This is a genomic window from Streptomyces sp. NBC_00440, from assembly GCF_036014215.1.
In the GTDB taxonomy this organism is placed as follows: domain Bacteria; phylum Actinomycetota; class Actinomycetes; order Streptomycetales; family Streptomycetaceae; genus Streptomyces.
The window spans coordinates 4,493,801-4,517,449 of sequence record NZ_CP107921.1 but is presented as its reverse complement, the minus strand read 5'-3'; the positions used below and the strand labels follow the sequence as shown (position 1 = coordinate 4,517,449).

The following is a 23,649-nucleotide window of genomic DNA, read 5'->3' as shown; positions in this document are numbered from 1 at the left end:
AAGGATCAAGGAAAACAAAAAAGGCCCTGCTCAGCAGGGCCGATAAAGGGATCAGAGATCCGAACGGAGAAGCAGAGATCCGAACGGAGAAGTCAGCAGTCAGGACCCCGGTCGCAGCAGGATCCCGGTCCGGCGGATCTCTGCCAGGGCAGGATCCCGGTCAGGATCGGGTCCCCGGTCAGGGTGGGATCCCGTCAGGGTCGGAATCTGGGTCAGGGTCGAAATCTGGGGGGGCAGGACCTGCGTCAGGGCAGGGCCGTTGCCGATGCCGTCGGCCACGTCATGCGGATGACTCCCCCGTACTCGCCGGAGGTGACCTCCACATCGTCGACGAGACCGCTGATCACCGCGAGGCCCATTTCGTCCTCGCCGTCCGCGGACGCGTCGAGGGACGGATCGGCGCCCCCCACGGCCGAAGCGTCGGGCGCCCCGGAATCCGCGGAGGCCGCACCACCCGTACTCGGCACCTCGTCCCCGACCTCGATGGAGAAGGACTTCTCCTCCTCAATCAGTACGACGCGGACGGGGGCCGCGATGCCATTGCCGCGGTGGAGACCCACCGCACGGGAACACGCCTCGCCGACCGCGAGTCTCACTTCGTCCAGCACAGCCTCATCGACCCCGGCCCGGCGTGCCACGGCGGCCGCCACCAGGCGAGCCGTCCTCACATGTTCGGGCTGGGCGCTGAAACGGAGTTCAACGGTGGCCATGCGATCCCCCTCAGACGTACGGGCGTGCTTCTCGGGGGGACCGGGCTGGAAGCCCGGTACCCCTGCGTTCTTCCTCCGGAGCCGTCAGTCGGTTGCCGCGACGGCTTCATCGACCGTGGTGTGGATCGGGAACACCTTGGTCAGACCGGTGATTCGGAAGATCTTGAGAATGCGCTCCTGGTTGCAGACCAGGCGCAGCGAGCCCTCATGGGCACGCACGCGCTTCAGGCCGCCTACGAGCACGCCGAGTCCGGTGGAGTCGAGGAAGTCCACGCCCTCCATGTCGACGACCAGGTGGTAACTGCCGTCGTTCACCAACTCGACCAACTGCTCGCGCAGCTTGGGCGCGGTATATACATCAATCTCGCCACCGACCTCGACGACCGTACGGTCGCCACCAGGCCCGGACACATTGCGAGTCGACAGGGACAGGTCCACGGATCCTCCAGCACCTTGCTATCGAGCGGCCGCCCACGTGGTCTCCCCGGCGGAGCCAGGGAACGGATCGCCAGCCGCGATGGCATTCAATCACTTACCAGCAGGCGTGCACGACGCCTTGAGCCCATTGTCCGTCATGCCAGTGACACACTCGGTACCGATGGCCAAGAATCACCGCACCGGGCGACCCACTGCGGACACGGGTGCACGACCCGGTCCACGGCAGATACTCGAACGTCTCTCCGCGGGGCAGAGCCGGGCTTCGCGCATCACTCATACGGAGCACCTGCCCCCGCGTGCGGGGCGTCATGCCGTCTGGCCCGATCGCATCCGGCCTGAAGTGATTGCCGCCATTCGGGCACGTGGCATCGAACATCCATGGGCCCATCAGGCCACAGCTGCCGAGCACGCGCTCGACGGCGAGTCTGTGATCATCGCCACGGGCACCGCTTCGGGCAAGTCGCTCGCCTACCTCGCACCGGTGCTCTCGGCTCTCCTCGACGGGTCGGAGGCGCCCAACGGACGGGGCGCCACGGCCCTCTACCTCGCTCCCACCAAGGCCCTGGCCGCCGACCAGCGGCGCTCCTTCCGGGAGCTCGCCGCACCGCTGGGCCACGGCATCAGACCGGCCGTGTACGACGGGGACACACCCGTCGAAGAGCGTGAATGGGTACGTCAGTTCGCCAACTACGTCCTCACCAACCCGGACATGCTGCATCGCGGGATCCTGCCCTCCCACCCGCGCTGGGCCTCCTTCCTGCGCGCTCTGCGGTACGTGGTCATCGACGAGTGCCACACCTACCGGGGCGTCTTCGGCTCGCATGTGGCCCAGGTGGTGCGCAGATTGCGCCGCCTCTGCGCCCGTTACGGCTCCGACCCCGTCTTCCTGCTCGCGTCCGCCACTGCGGCGGAGCCCGCCGTGACCGCAGGCCGCCTCACCGGCCTCCCCGTGCATGAGGTGGCTGACGACGCCTCTCCCCGCGGCGAACTGGTCTTCGCCCTGTGGGAGCCACCGCTCACCGAACTCCACGGCGAGCAGGGCGCTCCCGTACGCCGTACCGCCACTGCCGAGACCGCCGACCTCCTCACCGATCTGACCGTGCAGGGTGTCCGCTCGGTCGCCTTCGTACGGTCCCGGCGTGGCGCGGAGCTCATCTCCGTCATCGCCCAGGAACGTCTCGCCGAGGTCGACCGCTCGCTGGTCTCCCGGGTCGCCGCCTACCGGGGCGGCTATCTCCCCGAGGAGCGACGCGCCATCGAAGCCGCCCTGCACTCCGGCGAACTGCTCGGCCTCGCTGCCACCACCGCCCTGGAACTCGGCATCGACGTCTCGGGGCTGGACGCCGTTGTCATCGCCGGCTATCCCGGCACCCGGGCGTCCCTGTGGCAGCAGGCGGGCCGTGCCGGCCGCGCCGGCGGCGGCGCCCTCGCCGTCCTGGTGGCCCGTGACGATCCGCTGGACACCTACCTCGTCCATCACCCCGAGGCCCTCTTCCAGCAGCCGGTGGAGTCCACCGTCCTGGACCCGGACAATCCGTACGTCCTCGCCCCCCATCTGTGCGCGGCCGCAGCGGAACTACCGCTGACCGCGTCCGATCTTGAACTCTTCGGTCCGGCGACCACCGGGCTGATGCCACAGCTGGAGACCGCGAAACTGCTGCGCCGGCGGGGAAAGTCCTGGTACTGGACCCGGCGGGAGCGGGCAGCCGACCTCACCGACATCCGGGGCGAGGGCGGACGGCCCGTCCAGATCGTCGAGGCGGGCACAGGGCGGCTGCTCGGCACGGTCGACGAAGCCTCCTCCCACACCACCGTCCACGACGGCGCCGTCCACCTCCACCAGGGGCGCACATACGTGGTGAAGCACTTGGATCTGGAGGATTCCGCCGCCCTGGTCGAGGAGGCCGGCCCGCCGTACTCGACCACCGCCCGGGACACCACCGCCATCGCCGTCCTGGAGACCGACACCGAAATCCCCTGGGGCACCGGGCGGCTCTGCTACGGGTCTGTCGAGGTCACCAACCAGGTCGTCTCCTTCCTTCGGCGCAGGCTCATCACGGGGGAGGTACTCGGCGAGACCAAACTCGACCTGCCGCCCCGCACTCTGCGCACCCGAGCCGTGTGGTGGACGGTCACCGAGGACCAGCTCGATGCCGCCCGGATCAATCCGGAACAGCTGGCGGGCGCCCTGCACGCCGCCGAACACGCCTCCATCGGCATGCTGCCGCTCTTCGCCACCTGCGACCGCTGGGACATCGGCGGTGTCTCCATCCCATTGCATCCGGACACCCTGTTGCCGACGGTCTTCGTGTACGACGGCCACCCCGGCGGGGCCGGCTTCGCAGAACGGGCCTTCCACACGGCCCGCGAATGGCTCACCGCGACCCGGGAAGCCATCGCCTCCTGCGAGTGCGAAGCGGGCTGCCCTTCCTGCATCCAGTCCCCGAAATGCGGCAACGGCAACGACCCGCTCCACAAGCGAGGCGCCGTACGCCTCCTCGCAGAACTTCTCAGGGAAGCTCCTGCCAGCGATTCGCCCGAGCGGGGGAGTCGTCCGGAGACGGCAGAGGCAGGAGACCGCCCCGCGGCGGAGGCATAGGCGACGCAGGCGGAGTCGGAAGCGGAGGTGGAGATGGGGGCAGCGGAGGTGCAGGTGACGGCGCCGGGCTTGGAAGGGCGTCGGCCTGACCCACCCCATCCGGTGGACCGGCCCGCGCCCTGACCTTCGGCGTGTACGGCCCGAACCGCGCCTCGGCCGTCACATCGGCGATCTCACCCCTCACCGCGCACCGCACCACCCTGGCCCCTTGCGCCACGGCCACCCTCCCCGCCGCAGCGCACGCCGTTCCCTGCCCCTGGAGCGCCCGGTCCGCAGCTGCCAGGGCTGCCAGATCCGCCGCACCACCGGCACGGTGACGGGCCGCCACGCTCTGGCCCATCGCGAGCAGAGCCGCGAAGACCACGCAGAGGGAGGTCATCGCCATGGCCACCCACACCGTCGCCGAGCCGCGGTCGTTCAGATGTCCCCCGATCCTCCTCATGTCCGCACCACCGAGCCGTCGGGCCGAGCCCGCGTTTCGCCGTTCGCCGTCCCGGGGTTGCCGGGGCTGTTAGGGCTGTTAGGACTGTTAGGACTGTTAGGACTGTCAGCGTCGCTAGAGCCGCTGGGGCCGCTGGGCCCACTCACCTCGCGCTCATCGAGCGCCGCCGCTTCCGCCTTGAGCGTCAGTGTGAGGGGGCCAGGTCCCGGCGTCGGCGCCTCCACCCGAACCCGCCAGAGCTCCCCCGCGCGGCCCACCGTGACGCGTGCGCCGCGCGGGGCTGCCGAACGGGCGGCGGCGAGCGCAGCCGCCCGTGGCTCCGACCTGGCAGCCGCCCGCGCACCGATCCGCGCCGCATCGACGCACTGGATCTGGGCAGCTGCGGCGGTCAGAGCCCAGACCAACGCCATCGTGAACAGCACCAGCGCCGGAATCACCACCGCAGCCTCAGCCGACACGGACCCCCGGTCGGCCGGCCCCCTACTGACCGACCTCTCACCCGTGTCCGAAGTGTCAGAACTCCGCATGGAGCGCCTTCTCGACCACGGATTGCAGCGCCGCAGCAACAGGCCCGCTGGTAACCACCTTGTAGAGCACGGCCGCGAATGCGCAGGCCGCGATGGTGCCCATTGCGTACTCGGACGTGGACATCCCCGCGTCGCCCCTGCCGGCCCCGAACCTCAGCAGATGCCACCGAGCCCGCATCCACCTCCATGCTCCTGAGCCACCCGACTCACCCGGCACTCCGGGCTCCACCGGCCGACCCGACCCGTTCAGTCCGCCCGAACCGTTCGACAGATTCCGTTCATTCACCATGTCAAGCCCCGTTCTTTCCTGTGCTGTTCGCGCGGCCGGGACGGTCACGCACCCGGCTCGCAGTCCTCTTTCGCGCTTCGCACCACTCAGGAGTGATTCAGCCCATTGATCCGATTCCGCCGATTGGCTTCACTCCAGTCATCCCGTTCGATCGAGGGAGAGTTGGACGAATTTGTCGAGTTAGTCGAGTTGTTCCAGCGATTTCCCCCGCTCTCAGCCGAGTTCGTCAGCTCGCCTTCAGGAGGTGGCCCGCCAGGCCGATCACCACAGGCACCACCCCGACTGCCAGAAACGCGGGCAGGAAGCAGAGACCAACCGGCCCGGTGATCAGAACGCCCGCCCGGCCTGCCCTGTCCTTGGCGGCTCTGGCCCGGCCCGCTCTGAGGCCTGCCGCAAGCCGGGCAACCGGATCGGCGGCCGGGGCCCCCGTCGACGCGGCCCGCTCCAGGCAGCGGGCCAGGGAAGTCGCCCCCGGTATCGAACCGAACCGCCCCCAGGCCTCGGCGGGTTCACTGCCGAGGCGCAACTCCGCCGCAGCCCGGGCCAGGGCGTCACCGACCGGTCCGCCCAGCGATTCCCCGACTGCCTCGGCCGCCTCACGAGGGCCGGCCCCGGCGGCGATGCACGCCGCCAGGAGCTCGGCAGCAAGCGGCAGTTCATGTGCGGCGGCCTTCGCCAGGGCCTCGTCGGCTCCGGACGACGAACGCCGGCGCTGGTAGCGCCGCACTCCGTACCCGGCTGCGAGGCCGAGCGCGCATCCGGCCCATCCACCCACCAGGACGCAACCGGTGGCCACTGCGGCCAGCGGAGCGCCCCACCGGGCGGCCCACGCTCGGTACTCGGGGCGCCATGCCGCCCTGCCCGGTGCCACGGCCAGCAGTGCGGCGGCCCGCTTGCGTGACAACCGGTCGTGCCGCCGCCCGGCCCAGGCAAGGCCCAGGCGGGCTGCAGCCGCCACGGCGCACAGCACTGCCCCCAGCCTGTGGACAACCTCACCCGTCATGACGCCGCCCCCAGCGGCCCCGGTCATACGTCCTCCCCGGCCCGTACGATCCGCGCTGCCCAGAAGAACCCCGCGCTCTCCAGCACCCCGCCCGCGAGCAGGCAGCACAGCCCCGCCGGTGTGTGCAGCAAGGTCCACAGCGGATCGGCCCCGAGGGCAGTGCCCAACAGCAGACCACCGACCGGAAGCAACGCGAGGACCAGCACCGTGGACCGCGCACCGGCCAGTTCTGCCCGGAGGCCGGCCCGTTGGTCACGCTCGGCGCGCAGCGCGCCCTCCAGCCCTTCGAGGCCGGCCGCGAGTCCGGCGCCCCCGTCCACCGACACCCGCCAGCAAGCGGCCGCACCGCGCAGGCCACCCGCTCCTGGCTCCCGCGCCGCACGCCGCAGCGCCTCGGGCACGTCCCCGCCGAACCGCGCCGCCGCCAGTACCGCGGCTCCGGCCGCACCCAGGGCCCCTGAACCCCGTCCGGCAGCCAGCAGCGCCTCTCCTGGCTGTTTCCCGGCCCGCAGTTCGGCAGCCACCGCCCCGCACAGTGCGATCACCGCGTCGGCCCGCGCCAGCCGGTCCCGTGCCGCAGCCGCGGCTCGCAGCCGTCGGCCGAGGAATGGCACGGCCAGCACTCCCACCAGGAGCGGCAGCACCGATCCGCCCAGTACCGCCACGGCTCCGGCCACCACCGGACAGAGCCACTCCGGCCGCAGACGGTCACGCACCCGGCCGCGGAGCGAATCGCCCCACGGCGCGACGCTCTTCCCCGATGCCCCGCGCGTGTGGCGCACTGGGCCGCCCGCGAACAGCAGCCGTCCCCTGCGCAGTCCCCGCTCCCGCGCGCCCAGCATCCACAGGGCCGTACCCGCGCAGAGCACGGTCAGAAAGACCAGGGCCGTCACAGCGCGCCCCCGATCATGGTCCGCAGCCTGGGCCATCCGCGTCCCTCGGTGAAGCCCTGCGTGCCCCAGCGCAGGGCGGGCACGGTCATCACCAGCCCCGTCGCATCCCGCTCCAGCACATGCACCTCGGCGACCCTTCGCCGTCCGCTCCGATCCCGTACGAGATGCACCACCACCGCGAGCGCCGCCGCCAACTGACTGTGCAGGGCTGCCCGGTCGAGCCCTGCGGCCGTCCCGAGTGCCTCAAGGCGGGCCGGAACATCCGATGCGGCATTCGCGTGCACAGTCCCGCACCCTCCTTCGTGTCCGGTGTTCAGCGCGGCCAGCAGCTCGGTGACCTCGGCCCCGCGCACCTCACCCACCACCAGCCGGTCGGGCCGCATCCGCAAGGCCTGACGCACCAGATCCCGCAGGGTCACCCGGCCCGCGCCCTCCTGGTTCGGTGGCCGCGACTCCAGCCGGACCACGTGCGGGTGCTCGGGGCGCAGTTCCGAGGAGTCCTCTGCCAGCACAATCCGCTCGGCGGTCCCCACCAGGCCCAGCAGCGACGACAGGAGCGTGGTCTTGCCCGAGCCGGTGCCACCGCTGACCAGGAAGGACAGCCGGGCGTCGATCAACGCCCGCAGCACCTGGCCGCCGCCCGGTGGGACCGTGCCCGCCGCCACCAGCTCCTCCAGTGAGAAGGCCTTCGGCCGCACCACCCGCAGCGAGAGGCACGTCGACCCGACGGCCACTGGTTCGAGCACCGCATGCATCCGCGTCCCGTCCGGCAGGCGGGCGTCCACCCAGGGCCTGGCATCGTCGAGCCGCCGCCCGGCCACGGCGGCGAGCCGCTGTGCCAGGCGGCGCACCGCAGCCGCGTCCGGGAAGGCCACATCGGTCAGTTCGAGTCCGGCACCACGGTCCACCCAGACCCGGTCGGGCGCGGCGACCAGCACATCGGTCACCGCGGGATCGGCGAGCAGCGCCTCCAGCCTTCCCGAGCCCACCAGTTCGGACCGCAGTTCCTCGGCGTGCCCCAGCACCTCGGCGTCCCCCAGCAGCCGGCCCTGGGCGCGCAGCGCAGCTGCCACCCGTGCCGGGGTGGGCTCGGCCCCGCTCTCCGCGAGCCGCTGGCGTACGGCGTCGAGCAGCGGCGGCGTACCGGCGGGAGTCGATGCCCCGACGGACGCGGGTGTCGTGATCATGAGACACCTCGCCCCGACAGTGCCTGCGCCCAGAACGCCGTACAGAACCTGGCCAGTGGCCCCCGGGCCCGACCGCCCGGCGGAGCGCCGCCACTCTCTGCTGCGAGCAGCCCCTCCTCGGCGGGCAGTTCACCCGCGAGGGGCAGCTCCAGTGCCCGCGCCACCCACTCCTCGTCCAGCCCTGGCGCATAGGGCCCGCGAACCACCGCCCGCAGGTCCTGGAGGACCATGCCGGCCATCGAGGCCACCCTGGCTGCGGCAGCGACCGCCCGAAGCTCCCCCGGCACCACCAGGAGACCGAGATCGAGCTGGGCGAGCGCCTCCGCGACGCCCTCGTCGACCCGCCGGGGCAGATCCACGACGACCACTCCGCCGCCCCTGCGTGCGGCTGCCAGAACGGCGCGCATCGCCTCTGGTGCGATCACGACGGAGTCCGTCCGGTCCCAGCTGAGGACGCGGAGCCCGTGCAGTTCCGGCAGGGATTCCTCCAGCGCGCTCCCGGCCAACCGCCCCTTGGAACGGGCGAAATCCGGCCACCGCCTGCCCTGCGCGTGTTCGCCCCCGAGCAGCACATCGAGCCCGCCGCCCAGCGGGTCCCCGTCGATGAGCACGGTGCGCTGTCCGCTCCGGGCCGCGGTGACCGCCAGCGCACACGCCAGCGTGGATGCCCCGGCCCCACCCCGGCCGCCGATCACTCCGACGGTGAGAGCCTGGTCCCCCGCCCCTTCGGCAACGTCCGCGATCCGCTCGACGAGCCAGCTCTCGGCGTCCGGCAGCCGCAGCACATACTCCGCTCCGATCTCGACGGCCCGCTGCCAGACATCCGGGTCGTCCTGGTCCTTTCCCACGAGGTACACCCCTGGTCTGCGGGTGCCCCCGCGCACCCGGGCCGCCGCGTCGTCCCCGACGAGGATCAGCGGCGCGCTCTCCCAGCCGCCCTTGTGCTCGGGCACCCCGTGATGGACCTCCGGCTCGGCGCCGGCCGCGGCGCACAGCCGCAGCAGGTCGTCGAGGAGCACCGCGTCCTCGGTGACGATGAGCGGCCCGCCCCGCCGCTTCCCGGCCGCCGGCAGCCGATCAGGTGTGATGGATCCAGCCACGATCCCGCCTCCTCTGACAGTGATTCCTTCATGCCTCGAAGTCGCAGCGAACGGCCACTGACTTCGCGATGGGAATCACCGTGCGGGGATCCGGGAAATTAAGTGGATCTTGCTTGAAAACTGTGGACAACTCACCGGTTGTGAATATGTCCCCCACTCTTTTCGGTGACTTCCGGAGAGGAGCGCAACGACTACAGAGCGTCACGCGTATCCAGTGTTGAGGACCATCGCAGCCGACCGGAGGAGAGTGCCGCAGATGACCGCAGAGCCGCTGCTGACACGGGGGCACGCCCGAAAACGTGTCCGGACATGCGACGACCCCAGCCGGGGGGGAGAGCTGGGGTCGTCCCCACGTCCGACTCGGGGGGGGGAGGAGCCGGACGGGGATAACACGGTCGCGAACGATCCGTGACTTCCATGGTGTACCCGAGAGCCTTCTCAGGCAAACCCACGCGCCGCCGCGTAAGCCGAATGGCGGGCACCTATGCTCAGAGTTGTGGAAAACCACTCGTCGCCCCGTACCGCCGCCTTCTTTGACCTCGACAAGACAGTCATCGCCAAGTCGTCGACACTGACCTTCAGCAAGTCCTTCTATCAAGGCGGCCTGATCAACCGCAGGGCTGTACTGCGTACGGCGTACGCTCAGTTCGTATTCCTGGCAGGTGGCGCGGATCACGACCAGATGGAGCGGATGCGCGAGTATCTCTCCGCCCTCTGCAAGGGCTGGAACGTCCGGCAGGTCAAGCAGATCGTCGCCGAGACCCTGCACGATCTGATCGACCCGATCATTTACGACGAGGCCGCTTCCCTCATCGAGGAGCACCACACCGCCGGGCGCGATGTGGTGATCGTCTCCACCTCCGGCGCCGAGGTGGTCGAGCCGATCGGCGAGCTTCTCGGCGCCGACCGGGTCGTCGCCACCCGCATGGTGGTGGGTGCCGACGGATGCTTCACCGGCGAGGTGGAGTACTACGCCTACGGCCCCACCAAGGCCGAGGCCGTAAAGGAGCTCGCCGCCTCCGAGGGGTACGACCTGGCGCGCTGTTACGCGTACAGCGACTCGGCGACCGACGTGCCCATGCTGGAGTCGGTCGGCCACCCCCACGCGGTCAACCCGGACCGGGCACTGCGCCGCGAAGCAGGCGCCCGCGAGTGGCCGATTCTCGTCTTCAACCGGCCGGTGCGGCTGAAGCAGCGGCTGCCCGCCCTGCGGATGCCGCCGCGGCCCGCACTGGTCGCCGCAGCAGCGGTCGGCGCCGCGGCAGCCACGGCCGGCCTCGTCTGGTACGTGAACAGGGGCGGCCGGAGCAGCGTCCGACGTGGGCTCTTTGCCCGAGTTTGAGGATAAAAGTAAAGAAGTGGAGCAGAGGGTTCCCCTCGCCCCGTGAAGAGGAGTACAAAGGAGTCAACGGCCCGCGAGACCAAGGACATCCGAGAGGAAGACCTGAAACCGCAGAAGGCCCCACGGACCGAGCACGAAAACTGAGTACCCACGCGACGTCGACCCGTCGATTACGGGCCAGCCGCACCAGGCAACGGGCGAAGCTCCCGGCTTGATGGGCACATATTCGAGGACGCTTGGTAACCCGGTGGACGTGCCAGCGGCGGCACCTTTCGGTGCCGCCGCATTTTCGTGGAACGGGCCCGGACCGCCAGCAGCCGGCCCCAGGACCTCAGCCCGCTCCGACCCGCCTCGGCGTGATCCAAACGGAAGACCAGCTAGGCCGCCCCGCGCTGAAGCGCCTCACATACGGCTGTCGACTCCCGGACGCCCAGCTCGACCGCACGGCCGCAGTGCACGATCCACGCCGCCATACCCTCCGGGGTTCCCGATACGTAACCGTCCAGCGCCGCCACGTACGCCGCGCGGCCCAGCTCCGCGTGGCCGACCTCCGCAGGGCAGATGGACTTGGGATCGAGACCGCTGTTGATCAGCACGACCCGCTCGGCGGCCCGCGCGACGAGGCCGTTGCAGGAAGTGAAAGGGCGCAGCGCGAGCAGTTCACCGTGCACCACTGCCGCCGTCACCAGCGCCGGAGCAGCGCTCCCCGCGATGACCAGCTGCGAAAGGCCTTCAAGCCGGGCGGACACCTCGTCGGCACCCGGCAGCGGGAGCTCGATCAGCGGCTCGTCGGCCTTCTCCCCCGCCAGTCGCGGACGGCCGACCGCGTCACCGGAGTCCGCTGCCGCCACCAGATGCAGCCGGGCCAGCACCCGCAGCGGCGACTGCCGCCAGATGGACAGCAGTTGACCCGCCTCCGCGGACAGCCGCAGCGCGGCGCCGACCGTGAGGGCCTCCGGGTCGCCGCCGAAGTCGGTTCGCCGGCGCACCTCCTCCAGAGCCCAGTCCGCACCCGAGAGGGCAGCCGACCCACGCGAGGCACGCAGCGCGGCCTCGCCCGTGACCTCGGTGCTGCGACGTCGCATGACACGGTGCCCGTAGACCCGGTCGACGGCTTTGCGTACGGAGTCGACAGCGGCGCCGACACCCGGCAGCTGGCCCAGTGCGGCAAGAGGATCTGAGTGATCTGGAGGAGTCACCGGGGCTCCGGCGGCCGCCTTCCGGGAGAACGCAGTCATAGGAAGCGAGGCTACGCGTCCATAGCAGCCGCCCCACCTTGGAGTGGTCTTCTTCACTCACCGTACCCACGCACCGCATTCACCCCACTACCCTTTGTGAACATGAAGATCGCTTTCGTAGGGAAGGGCGGCAGCGGCAAGACCACGCTGTCCTCTCTCTTCATCCGCCACCTGACCGCCAACGAGGCCCCCGTCCTCGCTGTGGACGCCGACATCAACCAGCACCTCGGTGCCGCGCTCGGTCTCGACGACGCGGAGTCCGCCGCGCTGCCCGCGATGGGCGCGCACCTTCCGCTGATCAAGGAGTACCTGCGCGGCTCCAACCCCCGGATCGCCTCCGCCGAGACGATGATCAAAACGACTCCGCCGGGCACCGGCTCCCGGCTGCTCCGGATCCGCGAGGACAATCCGGTGTACGGCGCGTGCGCCCGTCACGTCGCACTGGACGACGGCGACATCAGGCTGATGGCGACAGGGCCGTTCACCGAGTCGGATCTCGGCGTCGCCTGCTACCACTCCAAGGTCGGCGCGGTCGAACTCTGCCTGAACCATCTGGTCGACGGGCCCGAGGAATTCGTCGTCGTCGACATGACAGCCGGCTCGGACTCGTTCGCCTCCGGCATGTTCACCCGCTTCGACATGACGTTCCTGGTGGCCGAGCCGACCCGCAAGGGGATCTCCGTCTACCGCCAGTACAAGGACTACGCACGGGACTTCGGCGTCGCACTGAAGGTCGTCGGCAACAAGGTGCGCGACGCGGACGATCTGGAGTTCCTGCGCGCCGAGGCCGGTGACGACCTGCTCGTCACCGTCGGCCACTCCGACTGGGTCCGCGCGATGGAGAAGGGCCGCCCGCCGCGCTTCGAGATGCTGGAAGCGGAAAACCGGCTGGCACTCCAGTCCCTGCAGAACGCCGCCGAGGACAGCTACGCGCACCGCGACTGGGAGCGCTACACGCGCCAGATGGTGCACTTCCATCTGAAGAACGCGGCGAGCTGGGGGAACGAGAGGACGGGTGCCGATCTGGCTTCCCAGGTCGACCCAGCCTTCGTCCTCAGTGAGCAGTACGCCGAGGTCAGCACCGCCTCCTGAGGCTCTCTCCAGGACTGACGCGGAGACCGACCGGACGGACCGGGGAGGGGTTGGGACGGGCGAACAGCCCGTCCCGGCCCCTCCCCGACCCATGCCCGGCACCCTCCCGGCACCCCCCCGTCGCCTCCACCCGCACCTTCCCGGCACCTCGCGACTTCGGACCTGCGCGTCTCGATACGAACGACCTGACCCGCCCCGGAGTAGAACAACGAACCGCAGCGGCTCCTGCCCCGGCTCCATCCGCCTTGACCCCACCCGTCGCGGTCACATCCGCACCACGCCCTGACGGACCGACAGCGATTCGAACCGATGTCCAGTCAAGCTATTCAATCACCGAATCGAGTGAACCACTCGACCATTTGCACTGAATGTCCATTCATGGCCTTTACTCTGGATTACGATCTATTTACCGAGAGTTGATAATCCCGCCGCTGCACGCCGTGTCCCACGGCCGCGTCCCCACTTGTTCCGCGACCGCGTCGCCCCGGAAGAGACGGGAACCATGCCTGCCTGCGTCCCCACCCGTACCGAGAACCCTTCCGACTACTCACCCAGCACTCGCGTCCGCCCCTCGCGCAGGCCGCCACCCGGCGGAGACGGCCATCGCCCCCGCTTCCGGAATTCGGGAGCCGATCTGTCCGCCTCGATCACGGTCTTCCTGATCGCGGTCCCCATGTCCCTGGGGCTCGCCGTCGCCATCGGCGCCCCCCTCGAAGCCGGGCTGCTCGCAGCGGCCGTCGGCGGCATCGTCGCCGGACTGCTCGGAGGCTCCGCGCTCCAGGTCAGCGGCCCCTCAGCCGGGCTGACCGTAGTGACGGCCGGACTCATCCAGGACTACGGCTGGCGCACGACCTGCGCCATCACCGTCGGCGCGGGCCTGCTCCAGCTGGTCCTGGGCTCGCTGCGCACCGCCCGCAGCGCGCTCGCCGTCTCCCCGGCGATCGTGCACGGCACTCTCGCCGGCATCGGTGTCGCCATCGCGCTCGCCCAACTCCATATCGTGCTCGGCGGTACACCCCAGAGTTCGGCCGTCGCCAATGCCCTTGCCCTGCCCGGGCAATTCGCCCGCGTCGCTCCGGCCGCACCGCTGATCGGCCTGCTCACCATCGCTGTATTGGTGCTGTGGCCGCGAATTCCCGGTCGAGCGGGACGGGCGCTGCGCAGAATCCCCGCAGCCCTTGCCTCGGTCGCGGCGGCCACCGCGCTGGCCGCCGTCGCCGCGCCCGGTATCGCGCGCGTCGATCTCCCGTCCTGGAAGGCGCACGCTCTGCCCGAACTGCCGCATGGTCCGGTACTCGGCCTGCTCGGCGCCGTGTTCACCGTGATGCTGGTGGCGAGTCTTGAGTCGCTGTTGTCGGCAATGGCCGTGGACAAGCTGACCGCTGACCGCCCCGGAGACACCGGCAGACGCGCCGACCTCGACCGCGAACTGCGCGGTCAGGGCATCGCCAACACCGTGTCCGGGCTGCTCGGCGGCTTGCCGGTGTCCGGCGGAGCGGTGCGCGGCACCGCGAATGTCCGGGCGGGAGCCACCGGCCGCACCTCCACCGTGCTGCACGGCGTGTGGATGCTGCTCGCCGCAGGACTGCTGGTCGGCGTCCTGGAATGGATGCCGCTGGCCGCGCTGGCCGCTCTCGTCATGGTGGTCGGCCTCCAGATGGTGAGTTACGCGCACATCCGCAACGTCCACCGGCACCGGGAGTTCCCGGCGTACGGGGCCACGGTCGCCGGTGTCGTGGGCTTCGGTGTACTGGAGGGGGTCACGGTCGGAATCGCCGTCGCGGTCGGCACCGCCCTGCACCGGCTGACCAGAACCCGGATCACTCTTCATGACGACAGTGGCACCCATCGGCTGCGGGCACGCGGGCAGTTGACGTTTCTGGCCGTGCCCCGCCTGAGCCGGACACTCGGGCAGATCCCGCCAGGGGCGAACGCGGTGGTGGAGCTGGACGGTTCGTTCATGGACCACGCGGCGTACGAGACGCTCCAGCACTGGCAGGAGGCGCATGTCGCCCAGGGCGGCACAGTCGATGTGACAGGCAGGACAGGCAGGACAGCCAGCCGGATCGTCGAGCCGACATCCGCAGCCCACACCTGCTGCCGCCCCTGGACGCCCTGGCGCAACCACCACTGCAATGACCGCGCGCTCGACTCGGCGGGCACCGGCGGCCCGGCCTCCATGGCCGGCCCGCCCGACTCCGGCCCGCCCGGCTCCGACTCCGACCCCGCCCCTCGGTCCGGCCCCGGGTCCGCCCTTCCCAGTACAACGTCCCGCTCGGCAGCACCGCGTACCGCAGTACATCCAGCCACCACGCCGGAGAAGACGATGCCCCACGCCACCACCCCAATCGCCCATGAACCCCACTCCCCCGCGGTCCAGGACGGCACCTCCGCCACTGCGTCCGCCCCGCCCGTCACGCCCGTCACGCCCATCGCGCCCGTCACGCCCACGGCGTCCGCTGCATCCGCCGCGTCCCAGCGGCCGGGGAGCCGTCAACTGGCCAGTGGCCTGAGCTCGTTCCAGCGTGACACCGCTCCCCTGGTGCGGGACGAACTGGCGCGTCTCGCCCGGGAGGGCCAGCAGCCTTCGCAGCTCTTTCTCACCTGCGCCGATTCCCGGCTGGTGACCAGCATGATCACATCGAGCGGTCCCGGAGATCTGTTCACGGTGCGGAACGTGGGCAATTTCGTACCGCTGCCCGGCGCGGAGGCTTCCGACGACTCGGTGGCGGCTGCGATCGAGTACGCGGTCGACATTCTGAGAGTCGAGTCGATCACTGTCTGCGGGCACTCCGGCTGCGGTGCCATGACTGCTCTCCTGAACGACCCACCAGACGCCCCCTCCACCCCTACTGGCACCTCCACCTCCACCTCCAGCGCGGCGAGCACACCTCTACGGCGATGGTTGCGGCATGGGCAGCCCAGTCTGGACCGGATGCTGAGCCGTCATCACTCCTGGGCCCGGATCTCCGGGCGGATGCCGGCCGACGCGGTGGAGCAGCTCTGCCTGACCAATGTGATCCAGCAGCTGGAGCATTTGAGGGCGCACGAATCGGTGGCGCGCCGGCTCGCGGAAGGCACGCTGGAGCTGCACGGCATGTACTTCCACGTCGGCGAGGCTCAGGCGTATCTGCTCACCGACTCTCATGAGCTGGACGGAGTCTTCGCCCAGGTGGCTCCCGCCTGACGGGTTTTGTGTGTGATGTGCCACTGGATCTCCTCCCGGCCCATATGGCCCACAAACACCCGTAACCGTTCCTGATCGCGCACGCCCCGCCGAAGAGCCGCCGCAGAACCCCTCAGAACCGCACCGGAAGGAGCCTCTGCCCGCTCCCAGCCATAGAGGTCTAAACCAATTGATTCGCGTGAGCCCTTGTCAGAGTGGCTTACGGGCTGATGAGCTATGAGCTGGGACACAAGGCTTTGTCGAAAGGGCGATCTCGTGAGCAACGAAAGCTTGGCCAACCTGCTCAAGGAGGAGCGACGCTTCGCGCCGCCCACCGAGCTGGCCGCGAACGCCAACGTCACAGCGGCGGCGTACGAGCAGGCGGCAGCGGACCGGCTGGGCTTCTGGGCCGAGCAGGCCCGGCGGCTGACCTGGGCCACCGAGCCCACCGAGACGCTCGACTGGTCGAACCCGCCGTTCGCGAAGTGGTTCGCCGACGGTGAGCTCAACGTCGCGTACAACTGCGTGGACCGGCACGTCGAGGCCGGCAACGGCGACCGCGTCGCCATCCACTTCGAAGGTGAGCCCGGAGACAGCCGGTCGATCACCTACGCGCAGCTCAAGGACGAGGTGTCGCAGGCCGCGAACGCCCTCGCCGAGTTGGGCGTCGTCAAGGGCGACCGGGTCGCCGTCTACATGCCGATGATCGCCGAAGCCGTCGTGGCGATGCTCGCCTGCGCCCGGGTCGGCGCCGCGCACTCGGTGGTCTTCGGCGGCTTCTCCGCCGACGCCGTCGCCTCCCGTATCCAGGACGCCGACGCCAAGCTCGTCATCACCGCCGACGGCGGCTACCGGCGCGGGAAGCCGTCCGCGCTCAAGCCCGCGATCGACGAGGCCGTGGCGAAGTGCCCGCAGGTCGAGCACGTCCTCGTGGTCCGGCGCACCGGCCAGGACACGGCGTGGACCGAGGGCCGGGACGTCTGGTGGGACGAGTTCGTGGGGCGCCAGTCCACCGAGCACACCCCCGAGGCGTTCGGCGCCGAGCACCCGCTGTTCATCCTCTACACCTCGGGCACGACGGGTAAGCCGAAGGGCATCCTGCACACGTCCGGCGGCTATCTCACCCAGGCGGCGTACACCCACCACGCGGTCTTCGACCTCAAGCCGGAGACGGACGTCTACTGGTGCACGGCCGACATCGGCTGGGTGACCGGCCACTCCTACATCACGTACGGACCGCTGGCCAACGGCGCGACCCAGGTCATCTACGAGGGCACCCCGGACACCCCGCACCAGGGCCGGTTCTGGGAGATCGTCCAGAAGTACGGCGTCTCGATCCTCTACACGGCGCCGACCGCGATCCGTACGTTCATGAAGTGGGGAGACGACATCCCCGCCAAGTTCGACCTGTCCTCGCTGCGGGTCCTCGGGTCGGTCGGTGAGCCGATCAACCCCGAGGCCTGGATGTGGTACCGGAAGAACATCGGCGCCGACAAGTGCCCGATCGTGGACACCTGGTGGCAGACCGAGACCGGCGCGATGATGATCTCGCCGCTGCCCGGGGTGACCGAGACCAAGCCGGGATCCGCGCAGCGCGCGCTGCCGGGCATCTCAGCGACGGTCGTCGACGACGAGGCGCGCGAGGTACCGGACGGAGGCGGCGGCTATCTGGTCATCACCGAGCCGTGGCCCTCGATGCTCCGCACGGTCTGGGGCGACGACCAGCGCTTCATCGACACCTACTGGTCGCGTTTCGAGGGCAAGTACTTCGCGGGTGACGGTGCGAAGAAGGACACGGACGGCGACCTCTGGCTGCTCGGCCGGGTGGACGACGTGATGCTGGTGTCCGGGCACAACATCTCGACCACCGAGGTCGAGTCGGCGCTCGTCTCGCACCCGGCCGTCGCCGAAGCGGCGGTCGTGGGCGCTGCCGACGAGACGACAGGTCAGTCGATCGTCGCCTTCGTGATCCTGCGGGGCACGGCGGAGGAATCGGCGGACCTCTCGGCGGAGCTGCGCAACCACGTGGGCGCGGTGCTGGGGCCGATTGCCAAGCCGAAGCGGGTCCTGCCGGTGGCCGAGCTGCCCAAGACCCGGTCCGGGAAGATCATGCGGCGTCTGCTGCGTGACATCGCAGAGGACCGCGAGCTGGGTGACGTCTCCACACTCACCGACGCCTCGGTGATGGGCCTGATCCAGACGAAGCTGCCGAGCGCCTCCAGCGAGGACTGAGCCGGAGCCCGGGGACAGAGCCAGTTCGACGTTGGTTCAACTCAACGTTGGTTCAACTCAACAGGGCCCGGGAGCAGCACAGCAGCAGGACAAGCAGGACAGCAGGACCCTCAGCAGCGCGCGTAGCAGTGTGAGTACGGGCCGGCAGGGGGCATCGGAGCGCCGGACGGGCTTGATATGCCCGTCCGGCGTTCTGTCCGTAAGGTGGCGAAGAGACGATCACCGGATGCTCCCTGCCACCCCGCCGAGCCGCACCGCCTCTGGGCCTCTGGAAACAGACCGCCCACAGCCCAGCCCCGCCTCGGATAACGTAGAGGCAGACGAAATAGGTAAACGGGTGCGCCGGGAAGTCTGGTCGGCATGTGTTCTGTGCTGTCCACCTGACCGGAGGTCCCCCGCGTGACCGCGCCCGCCCCGAAGCCCAAGCCCGAGCCCGAGCCCGATTCGAAGAACCAGCCCGAGCCGCAGGACCAACCAGCGTCGCAGGACCCATCAGCGTCGCAGCGCTCGGGGCCCACGTCGTTCCTGGGGCGGCTCCCGCTCCCCGAACGGACTTATCTCGCTGACGCACTGCGCGCCGAGACGGTCGGAGGCCTGCTCCTCCTCGTCGCCGCCATTGCCGCCCTCGTCTGGGCGAACACCCCGTTGAGCAGCAGTTACGCCACTGTCAGCCACTTCCATCTGGGGCCGGGCGCCATCGGTCTGCACCTCTCCGTCCAGCACTGGGCGGCCGACGGGCTGATCGCCGTCTTCTTCTTCGTCGCCGGGATCGAGCTGAAGCGCGAGATGGTCGCGGGTGAGCTGCGCGATCCGAAAGCCGCCGCGCTGCCGGTCATCGCGGCGGTGTGCGGGATGGCGGTACCGGCGCTGGTGTACGCGCTGGTCAACGTCGTCGGCGGCGGTTCGCTGGGCGGCTGGGCCGTACCGACCGCCACCGACATCGCCTTCGCGCTCGCTGTCCTCGCGGTCATCGGGACCTCGCTCCCCTCCGCCCTGCGCGCCTTCCTCCTCACGCTGGCCGTCGTCGACGACCTCTTCGCGATTCTGATCATCGCGGTGTTCTTCACCAGCGACATCAACTTCGCGGCGCTCGGCGGTGCGGTGGCCGGTCTGGCCGTCTTCTGGCTGCTGCTGCGCTTCGACGTACACGGCTGGTACATCTACGTCCCGCTCGGACTGGTCATCTGGGGGCTGATGTACAACAGCGGCGTGCACGCCACCATCGCCGGTGTCGCCATGGGGCTGATGCTCCGCTGCACCCGCCGCGAGGGGGAGCGGTACTCCCCGGGAGAGCACATCGAGCATTTGGTGCGGCCGTTCTCGGCGGGCCTCGCCGTACCGCTGTTCGCGCTGTTCTCCGCCGGGGTCTCGGTGTCCGGCCGGGCGCTCGCCGACGTGTTCAGCAGGCCGGAGACGCTGGGCGTCGTCCTGGGCCTGGTCGTCGGCAAGGCGGTCGGCATCTTCGGCGGTACGTGGCTGACCGCCCGCTTCACCAAGGCCGAGCTCAACAAGGACCTGGCATGGGCCGATGTGTTCGCGGTGGCCTCCCTCGCCGGGATCGGCTTCACCGTCTCGCTCCTCATCGGGGAGCTGGCCTTCGCCGGGGACCCCACGACGACCGCCGAGATCAAGGCATCGGTGCTGCTGGGCTCGGTGATCGCCGCCGCCCTCTCGTCCGTACTGCTCAGAATGCGCGACCGCCGGTACCGGGTCCTGTGCGACGAGGAGGAGCGCGACGAGGACCACGACGGGATCCCCGACATCTACGAGGAGGACGAAGCCGCGCACCATCTGCGCATGGCTGCGATCCTTGAGGGGAAGGCGGCCGAGCACCGCCGTCTCGCCGAACGGGCGGGGGCAGCAAGCGAGGACGAGGACCGTCCGGCATGATCTGAAGTCAGATCACTCCGGACAGACCGTTTGTGACGACCGTGACGACCAGGATGACCGGGACGACCGTGCCGACCGGGACGACCGGCATGACACACACGGCGACGCACTCGGCGACGCCCATGACGATGCCGCGCGGATGACCGCTCGTACAGACGAACGCTCGCGCAAGAGAAGAGGGATTCAGCGATGAGCCACCCCAGCAGCCCGGCCGGCACCGCCGACCGCAGTCTCGGTCAGCTGGTTGCCTCGGCGACCGCCGAGATGTCCGCCCTGGTGCACGATGAAATCGCCCTGGCCAAGGCCGAGCTCCGCCAGGACGTCAAGCGGGGCGCCGTCGGCAGCGGCGCGTTCATGGCGGCCGGGATCGTGCTCCTCTTCTCCCTGCCGATGCTGAGCTTCGCCCTCGCCTACGGCATCCGGACCTGGAGCCACTGGAACCTGGCGATCTGCTTCGTCCTGTCCTTCGCCGCGAATGTGCTGGTGGCCCTGATCCTCGGACTGATCGGGATGGTCTTCTTCAAGAAGGCCAAGAAGGGCAAGGGCCCGCAGAAGGTCGTCGCATCCGCCAAGGAGACGGCGGCTGTCATCCAGGGCGTCAGGCCGCACCCCCGCCCGTCCCTCGACAAGGCGGCCGTGCTGGTCCCCGCGGATGCCCCCCTCGCGGTCATCGGCGAGCCGTCAGCTGTGGCACGCTCGTCGGCATGACCGCTTCTGCCGAAATGGGCTCCGTTGTACGGATCGACGGGCCCTGGACCCACCGCGATGTCGCCGCGAACGGCGCGCGCTTCCACATCACGGAGGCCGGTGACGGGCCACTGGTGCTGCTGTTGCACGGCTTTCCGCAGTTCTGGTGGACCTGGCGTCATCAGCTGACCGCGCTCGCCGACGCCGGTTTCCGGGCCGTCGCGATGGATCTGCGGGGCGTGGGCGGCAGCGACCGCACGCCCAGGGGGTACGACCCCGCCAACCTGGCCCTCGACGTCACCGGAGTGATCCGCTCCCTCGGGGAGCCGGACGCCGCGCTCGTCGGGCACGACCTGGGCGGATATCTGGCGTGGACGGCGGCCGTGATGCGGCCCAAGCTGGTGCGCAGGCTCGCCGTGTCCTCAATGCCGCACCCCCGCCGCTGGCGCTCGGCGATGCTCTCCGACTTCTCGCAGTCCCGGGCCGGTTCGTATGTCTGGGGCTTCCAGCGGCCGTGGCTGCCGGAGCGGCAGCTCGTCGCCGACGACGCGGCGCTGGTCGGTGAGCTGGTACGCGAATGGTCCGGGCCCGTCCGGCCGGACGAGGACGCCGTGGAGACGTACCGGCGCGCCATGTCGATCCCGTCCACGGCGCACTGCTCCATCGAGCCGTACCGCTGGATGGTGCGGTCGCTGGCGCGGCCTGACGGCATTCAGTTCAACCGCCGGATGAAGCGTCCGGTGCGGGTGCCGACACTGCATCTGCACGGATCGCTCGACCCGGTGATGCGCACCCGCAGCGCGGCGGGGTCGGGGCAGTACGTCGAAGCGCCGTACCGCTGGCGGCTGTTCGACGGCCTTGGACACTTTCCCCAGGAGGAGGACCCCGAGGCGTTCTCGGCGGAGCTCATCAACTGGCTGAAGGACCCCGAGCCCGACCGCTGACCTCAGCCCGGCCTCGCCCGCGACCGCACAGGAACGCTTGTCCTACGAACAGCCAAATGCCTGACGCATAGGCCAATTGGCCCCGTGGGACGCGATTACCGACCATGAGGCACGGGCAAACACGGTGGTATGGGCTGGACGCACGACTACGGTGACGCAGCACGCAACCGCCGCTCGGCCACAGGCCTGAGCACATATGAGAGGGGCGGATCACACGACGGGGAGGACGACGATCCACGTCTCGGCATTCCGCGCATCATCCGCCGCCGGGCCCGCTGGGTGTCGGCGCGGTTACGCCACTCCAGGCCGTGAGCGGACGCTCGGCGCTCAGCTCTTCGTGAGGTAGCCGAGGCCCGGGTGCACGTCCCGGTAGCCGTCGAGCAGCCTTCCCGCCACATTCACGGAGTCGACCAGCGGATGCAGGGCGAATGCCCGCACCGCGGCCCGCGCCGATCCGCTCTCCGCCGCTTCCAGTACGGAGCGCTCCACCGCCTTCACCGCTGACACCAGAGCCGCCTCATGGCCCGACAGCTGTGAAACCGGCAGCGGGCGGGGGCCGTTCGCGTCGACCCGGCACGGGACTTCGATGACGGCGGCCTCATCGAGCACGGCGAGCGTACGACCGCCACCGGAGGCGCCGGAGCTGCCGATGCCAGTGCCCATGCCGATGCCACTACCGCTGGGTGAGCTTCCAGCGGGTGCGCTGCCGTTGGGTGCGCTGCCGCCAAGTACGTTGCCATTGGGGACGTTCAGGATCAGCGTGGCGCTCTCGTCCCGCGCGATGGCCCGCATCAGAGCCAGTGCGACGTTCTCGTACCCGCCCGACTCCAGGTCGTCGGCCTCCCGTTCGCCCGCCCCTGCGGCCTCGCGGTTCTCCGCCATGTACGTCGCCTCGCGCTCGGCACGGGTACGGTCCCAGGCCGCGAGCGCGGGCGTCGACGGGTGCGCCATCTCGTCGTAGAACCGGGCCTGCTGGTCGTGCAGGAAGGCGCCGCGGGTCTGCTCCGCCTGCTGATAGGCGGCGACCGTCTCGCGGTTGAAGTAGTAGTAGTGCAGATACTCGTTGGGTACCGAGCGGATCGAGCGCAGCCACTCCGCCCCGAACAGCCGGCCCTCCTCGAAGGAGGTCAGCAGCCGCTCGTCGTCGAACAGCCGGGGCAGCACGTCCTGCTCGTCCACGTACAGACCGCGCAGCCAGCCCAGATGGTTCAGCCCCACATAGTCGAGCCGCGCCGACCCGGGGTCCGCGCCGAGGACCCGGGCGACCCTGCGGCCGAGACCGACCGGCGAGTCACAGATCCCGACGACCCGGCGGCCGAGGTGGGCGGCCATCGCCTCGGTGACAAGACCCGCCGGGTTGGTGAAGTTGATGACCCAGGCGTCCGGGGCGAGCCGGGCGACCCTGCGGGCGATGTCGACGGCGACCGGGACCGTACGGAGTCCGTACGCGATACCGCCCGCGCCGACGGTCTCCTGGCCGAGGACGCCCTCGGCCAGCGCCACCCGCTCGTCGGCCGCACGGCCCGCGAGCCCGCCGACCCGGATCGCGGAGAAGACGAAGTCGGCGCCGCGGAGGGCGTCGTCGAGGTCGGTGGTGGTACGGACCTCGGGCGCATCCGGTACGTCCGCCGCCTGGTCGGCGAGAACACGGGCCACGGCCGCCAGCCTGGCGGGGTCGAGGTCGTGGAGCGTGAGGTGGGTGACCCGGCCCGCCGCGTGGTCGCGCAGCAGCGCCCCGTACACCAGCGGCACCCGGAATCCGCCGCCGCCGAGAATCGTGAGCTTCACCGTGCGCCTCCCGCTGTCGTCACCGATTACGCCTTCCCCGCGGTGTACGTCGCGGTGTACGCATGCCCCGCTGTGTACGTCA

The 23,649-nt window shown here is 70.1% G+C and carries 20 protein-coding genes; 9 read left to right on the top strand and 11 right to left on the bottom strand.

Going from position 1 to position 23,649, the window contains the following annotated elements:
- Positions 1 to 245: 245 nt before the first annotated feature.
- Entirely contained in the window at positions 246 to 710 is a 465-nt protein-coding gene (locus OHB13_RS20380; RefSeq protein ID WP_328378055.1) for an ATP-binding protein, read from the bottom strand.
- Positions 711 to 794: 84 nt separating this feature from the next.
- Positions 795 to 1,148, bottom strand: a complete 354-nt coding sequence (locus tag OHB13_RS20375; RefSeq protein ID WP_003967428.1) for an STAS domain-containing protein — start codon at positions 1,146 to 1,148, stop codon at positions 795 to 797.
- A gap of 79 nt (positions 1,149 to 1,227) precedes the next feature.
- On the opposite strand from OHB13_RS20375, the gene OHB13_RS20370 reads away from it, so the two are divergent.
- Positions 1,228 to 3,747: a DEAD/DEAH box helicase gene (locus tag OHB13_RS20370; RefSeq protein WP_328378054.1), complete on the top strand. Its 2,520-nt coding sequence runs from the start codon at positions 1,228 to 1,230 to the stop codon at positions 3,745 to 3,747.
- Here OHB13_RS20370 and OHB13_RS20365 read toward each other — a convergent pair.
- The 7 genes from OHB13_RS20365 to ssd form a co-directional block, all read right to left on the bottom strand.
- Positions 3,659 to 4,189: an Rv3654c family TadE-like protein gene (locus OHB13_RS20365; RefSeq protein WP_328378053.1), complete on the bottom strand. Its 531-nt coding sequence runs from the start codon at positions 4,187 to 4,189 to the stop codon at positions 3,659 to 3,661. The two genes, OHB13_RS20370 and OHB13_RS20365, sit on opposite strands and share 89 nt — an antisense overlap.
- Positions 4,186 to 4,647, bottom strand: coding sequence for a TadE family type IV pilus minor pilin (locus OHB13_RS20360; RefSeq protein WP_443063004.1), 462 nt, complete (start codon positions 4,645 to 4,647; stop codon positions 4,186 to 4,188). Before OHB13_RS20360 ends, OHB13_RS20365 begins: the two co-directional genes overlap by 4 nt.
- Before the next feature lie 55 nt (positions 4,648 to 4,702).
- A complete protein-coding gene (locus OHB13_RS20355; protein WP_328378051.1) occupies positions 4,703 to 4,894 on the bottom strand; it encodes a DUF4244 domain-containing protein in 192 nt (63 codons plus the stop codon).
- A gap of 337 nt (positions 4,895 to 5,231) precedes the next feature.
- A complete protein-coding gene (locus OHB13_RS20350; protein WP_328378050.1) occupies positions 5,232 to 6,035 on the bottom strand; it encodes a type II secretion system F family protein in 804 nt (267 codons plus the stop codon).
- Entirely contained in the window at positions 6,032 to 6,937 is a 906-nt protein-coding gene (locus OHB13_RS20345; protein ID WP_405753380.1) for a type II secretion system F family protein, read from the bottom strand. Before OHB13_RS20345 ends, OHB13_RS20350 begins: the two co-directional genes overlap by 4 nt.
- On the bottom strand, positions 6,898 to 8,088 hold the full coding sequence (locus OHB13_RS20340) for a TadA family conjugal transfer-associated ATPase (protein ID WP_328378049.1): 1,191 nt from the start codon (positions 8,086 to 8,088) through the stop codon (positions 6,898 to 6,900). Before OHB13_RS20340 ends, OHB13_RS20345 begins: the two co-directional genes overlap by 40 nt.
- Complete coding sequence (gene ssd / locus OHB13_RS20335) at positions 8,085 to 9,188, bottom strand: septum site-determining protein Ssd (protein WP_328378048.1); 1,104 nt, start codon at positions 9,186 to 9,188, stop codon at positions 8,085 to 8,087. Before ssd ends, OHB13_RS20340 begins: the two co-directional genes overlap by 4 nt.
- A gap of 484 nt (positions 9,189 to 9,672) precedes the next feature.
- Between ssd and OHB13_RS20330 the strand changes: the two genes are divergently transcribed.
- On the top strand, positions 9,673 to 10,530 hold the full coding sequence (locus OHB13_RS20330; RefSeq protein ID WP_328378047.1) for an HAD family hydrolase: 858 nt from the start codon (positions 9,673 to 9,675) through the stop codon (positions 10,528 to 10,530).
- Between the two features lie 377 nt (positions 10,531 to 10,907).
- Here the strand turns inward: OHB13_RS20330 and OHB13_RS20325 are convergent, their stop codons facing one another.
- Complete coding sequence (locus OHB13_RS20325) at positions 10,908 to 11,768, bottom strand: oxidoreductase (RefSeq protein WP_266854812.1); 861 nt, start codon at positions 11,766 to 11,768, stop codon at positions 10,908 to 10,910.
- Between the two features lie 102 nt (positions 11,769 to 11,870).
- Between OHB13_RS20325 and OHB13_RS20320 the strand changes: the two genes are divergently transcribed.
- From OHB13_RS20320 to OHB13_RS20290, 7 genes are all read left to right on the top strand, one after another.
- Positions 11,871 to 12,860, top strand: a complete 990-nt coding sequence (locus OHB13_RS20320) for an ATP-binding protein (protein WP_328378046.1) — start codon at positions 11,871 to 11,873, stop codon at positions 12,858 to 12,860.
- Positions 12,861 to 13,362: 502 nt separating this feature from the next.
- Positions 13,363 to 16,047: a SulP family inorganic anion transporter gene (locus OHB13_RS20315; protein WP_328378045.1), complete on the top strand. Its 2,685-nt coding sequence runs from the start codon at positions 13,363 to 13,365 to the stop codon at positions 16,045 to 16,047.
- A gap of 216 nt (positions 16,048 to 16,263) precedes the next feature.
- Positions 16,264 to 18,258 (top strand): acetate--CoA ligase, encoded by a 1,995-nt coding sequence (acs, locus tag OHB13_RS20310; RefSeq protein WP_266854818.1) that lies wholly within the window; start codon positions 16,264 to 16,266, stop codon positions 18,256 to 18,258.
- Positions 18,259 to 18,783: 525 nt separating this feature from the next.
- Positions 18,784 to 20,148: a Na+/H+ antiporter NhaA gene (gene nhaA / locus OHB13_RS20305; RefSeq protein WP_266860829.1), complete on the top strand. Its 1,365-nt coding sequence runs from the start codon at positions 18,784 to 18,786 to the stop codon at positions 20,146 to 20,148.
- 189 nt (positions 20,149 to 20,337) lie between these two features.
- A complete protein-coding gene (locus OHB13_RS20300) occupies positions 20,338 to 20,856 on the top strand; it encodes a phage holin family protein (RefSeq protein ID WP_266854822.1) in 519 nt (172 codons plus the stop codon).
- Positions 20,853 to 21,779: an alpha/beta fold hydrolase gene (locus OHB13_RS20295; RefSeq protein WP_328378044.1), complete on the top strand. Its 927-nt coding sequence runs from the start codon at positions 20,853 to 20,855 to the stop codon at positions 21,777 to 21,779. Before OHB13_RS20300 ends, OHB13_RS20295 begins: the two co-directional genes overlap by 4 nt.
- A gap of 129 nt (positions 21,780 to 21,908) precedes the next feature.
- Positions 21,909 to 22,091, top strand: a complete 183-nt coding sequence (locus OHB13_RS20290) for a hypothetical protein (RefSeq protein WP_266854825.1) — start codon at positions 21,909 to 21,911, stop codon at positions 22,089 to 22,091.
- A gap of 15 nt (positions 22,092 to 22,106) precedes the next feature.
- On the opposite strand, the gene OHB13_RS20285 is transcribed toward OHB13_RS20290, so the two are convergent.
- Complete coding sequence (locus OHB13_RS20285) at positions 22,107 to 23,567, bottom strand: 6-phospho-beta-glucosidase (protein WP_328378043.1); 1,461 nt, start codon at positions 23,565 to 23,567, stop codon at positions 22,107 to 22,109.
- Positions 23,568 to 23,649: the final 82 nt, after the last annotated feature.

Coding starts and splice junctions, on each gene's coding strand:
- OHB13_RS20340 (WP_328378049.1), bottom strand. CDS start 8,088: ATGATCACGACACCCGCGTCCGTCGGGGCATCGACTCCCGCCGGTACG.
- OHB13_RS20300 (WP_266854822.1), top strand. CDS start 20,338: ATGAGCCACCCCAGCAGCCCGGCCGGCACCGCCGACCGCAGTCTCGGT.
- OHB13_RS20365 (WP_328378053.1), bottom strand. CDS start 4,189: ATGAGGAGGATCGGGGGACATCTGAACGACCGCGGCTCGGCGACGGTG.
- OHB13_RS20295 (WP_328378044.1), top strand. CDS start 20,853: ATGACCGCTTCTGCCGAAATGGGCTCCGTTGTACGGATCGACGGGCCC.
- OHB13_RS20320 (WP_328378046.1), top strand. CDS start 11,871: ATGAAGATCGCTTTCGTAGGGAAGGGCGGCAGCGGCAAGACCACGCTG.
- OHB13_RS20350 (WP_328378050.1), bottom strand. CDS start 6,035: ATGACCGGGGCCGCTGGGGGCGGCGTCATGACGGGTGAGGTTGTCCAC.
- OHB13_RS20370 (WP_328378054.1), top strand. CDS start 1,228: ATGGCATTCAATCACTTACCAGCAGGCGTGCACGACGCCTTGAGCCCA.
- acs (WP_266854818.1), top strand. CDS start 16,264: ATGAGCTGGGACACAAGGCTTTGTCGAAAGGGCGATCTCGTGAGCAAC.
- OHB13_RS20315 (WP_328378045.1), top strand. CDS start 13,363: ATGCCTGCCTGCGTCCCCACCCGTACCGAGAACCCTTCCGACTACTCA.
- OHB13_RS20345 (WP_405753380.1), bottom strand. CDS start 6,937: ATGGCCCAGGCTGCGGACCATGATCGGGGGCGCGCTGTGACGGCCCTG.
- OHB13_RS20325 (WP_266854812.1), bottom strand. CDS start 11,768: ATGACTGCGTTCTCCCGGAAGGCGGCCGCCGGAGCCCCGGTGACTCCT.
- OHB13_RS20380 (WP_328378055.1), bottom strand. CDS start 710: ATGGCCACCGTTGAACTCCGTTTCAGCGCCCAGCCCGAACATGTGAGG.
- OHB13_RS20290 (WP_266854825.1), top strand. CDS start 21,909: ATGGGCTGGACGCACGACTACGGTGACGCAGCACGCAACCGCCGCTCG.
- OHB13_RS20330 (WP_328378047.1), top strand. CDS start 9,673: ATGCTCAGAGTTGTGGAAAACCACTCGTCGCCCCGTACCGCCGCCTTC.
- OHB13_RS20355 (WP_328378051.1), bottom strand. CDS start 4,894: ATGCGGGCTCGGTGGCATCTGCTGAGGTTCGGGGCCGGCAGGGGCGAC.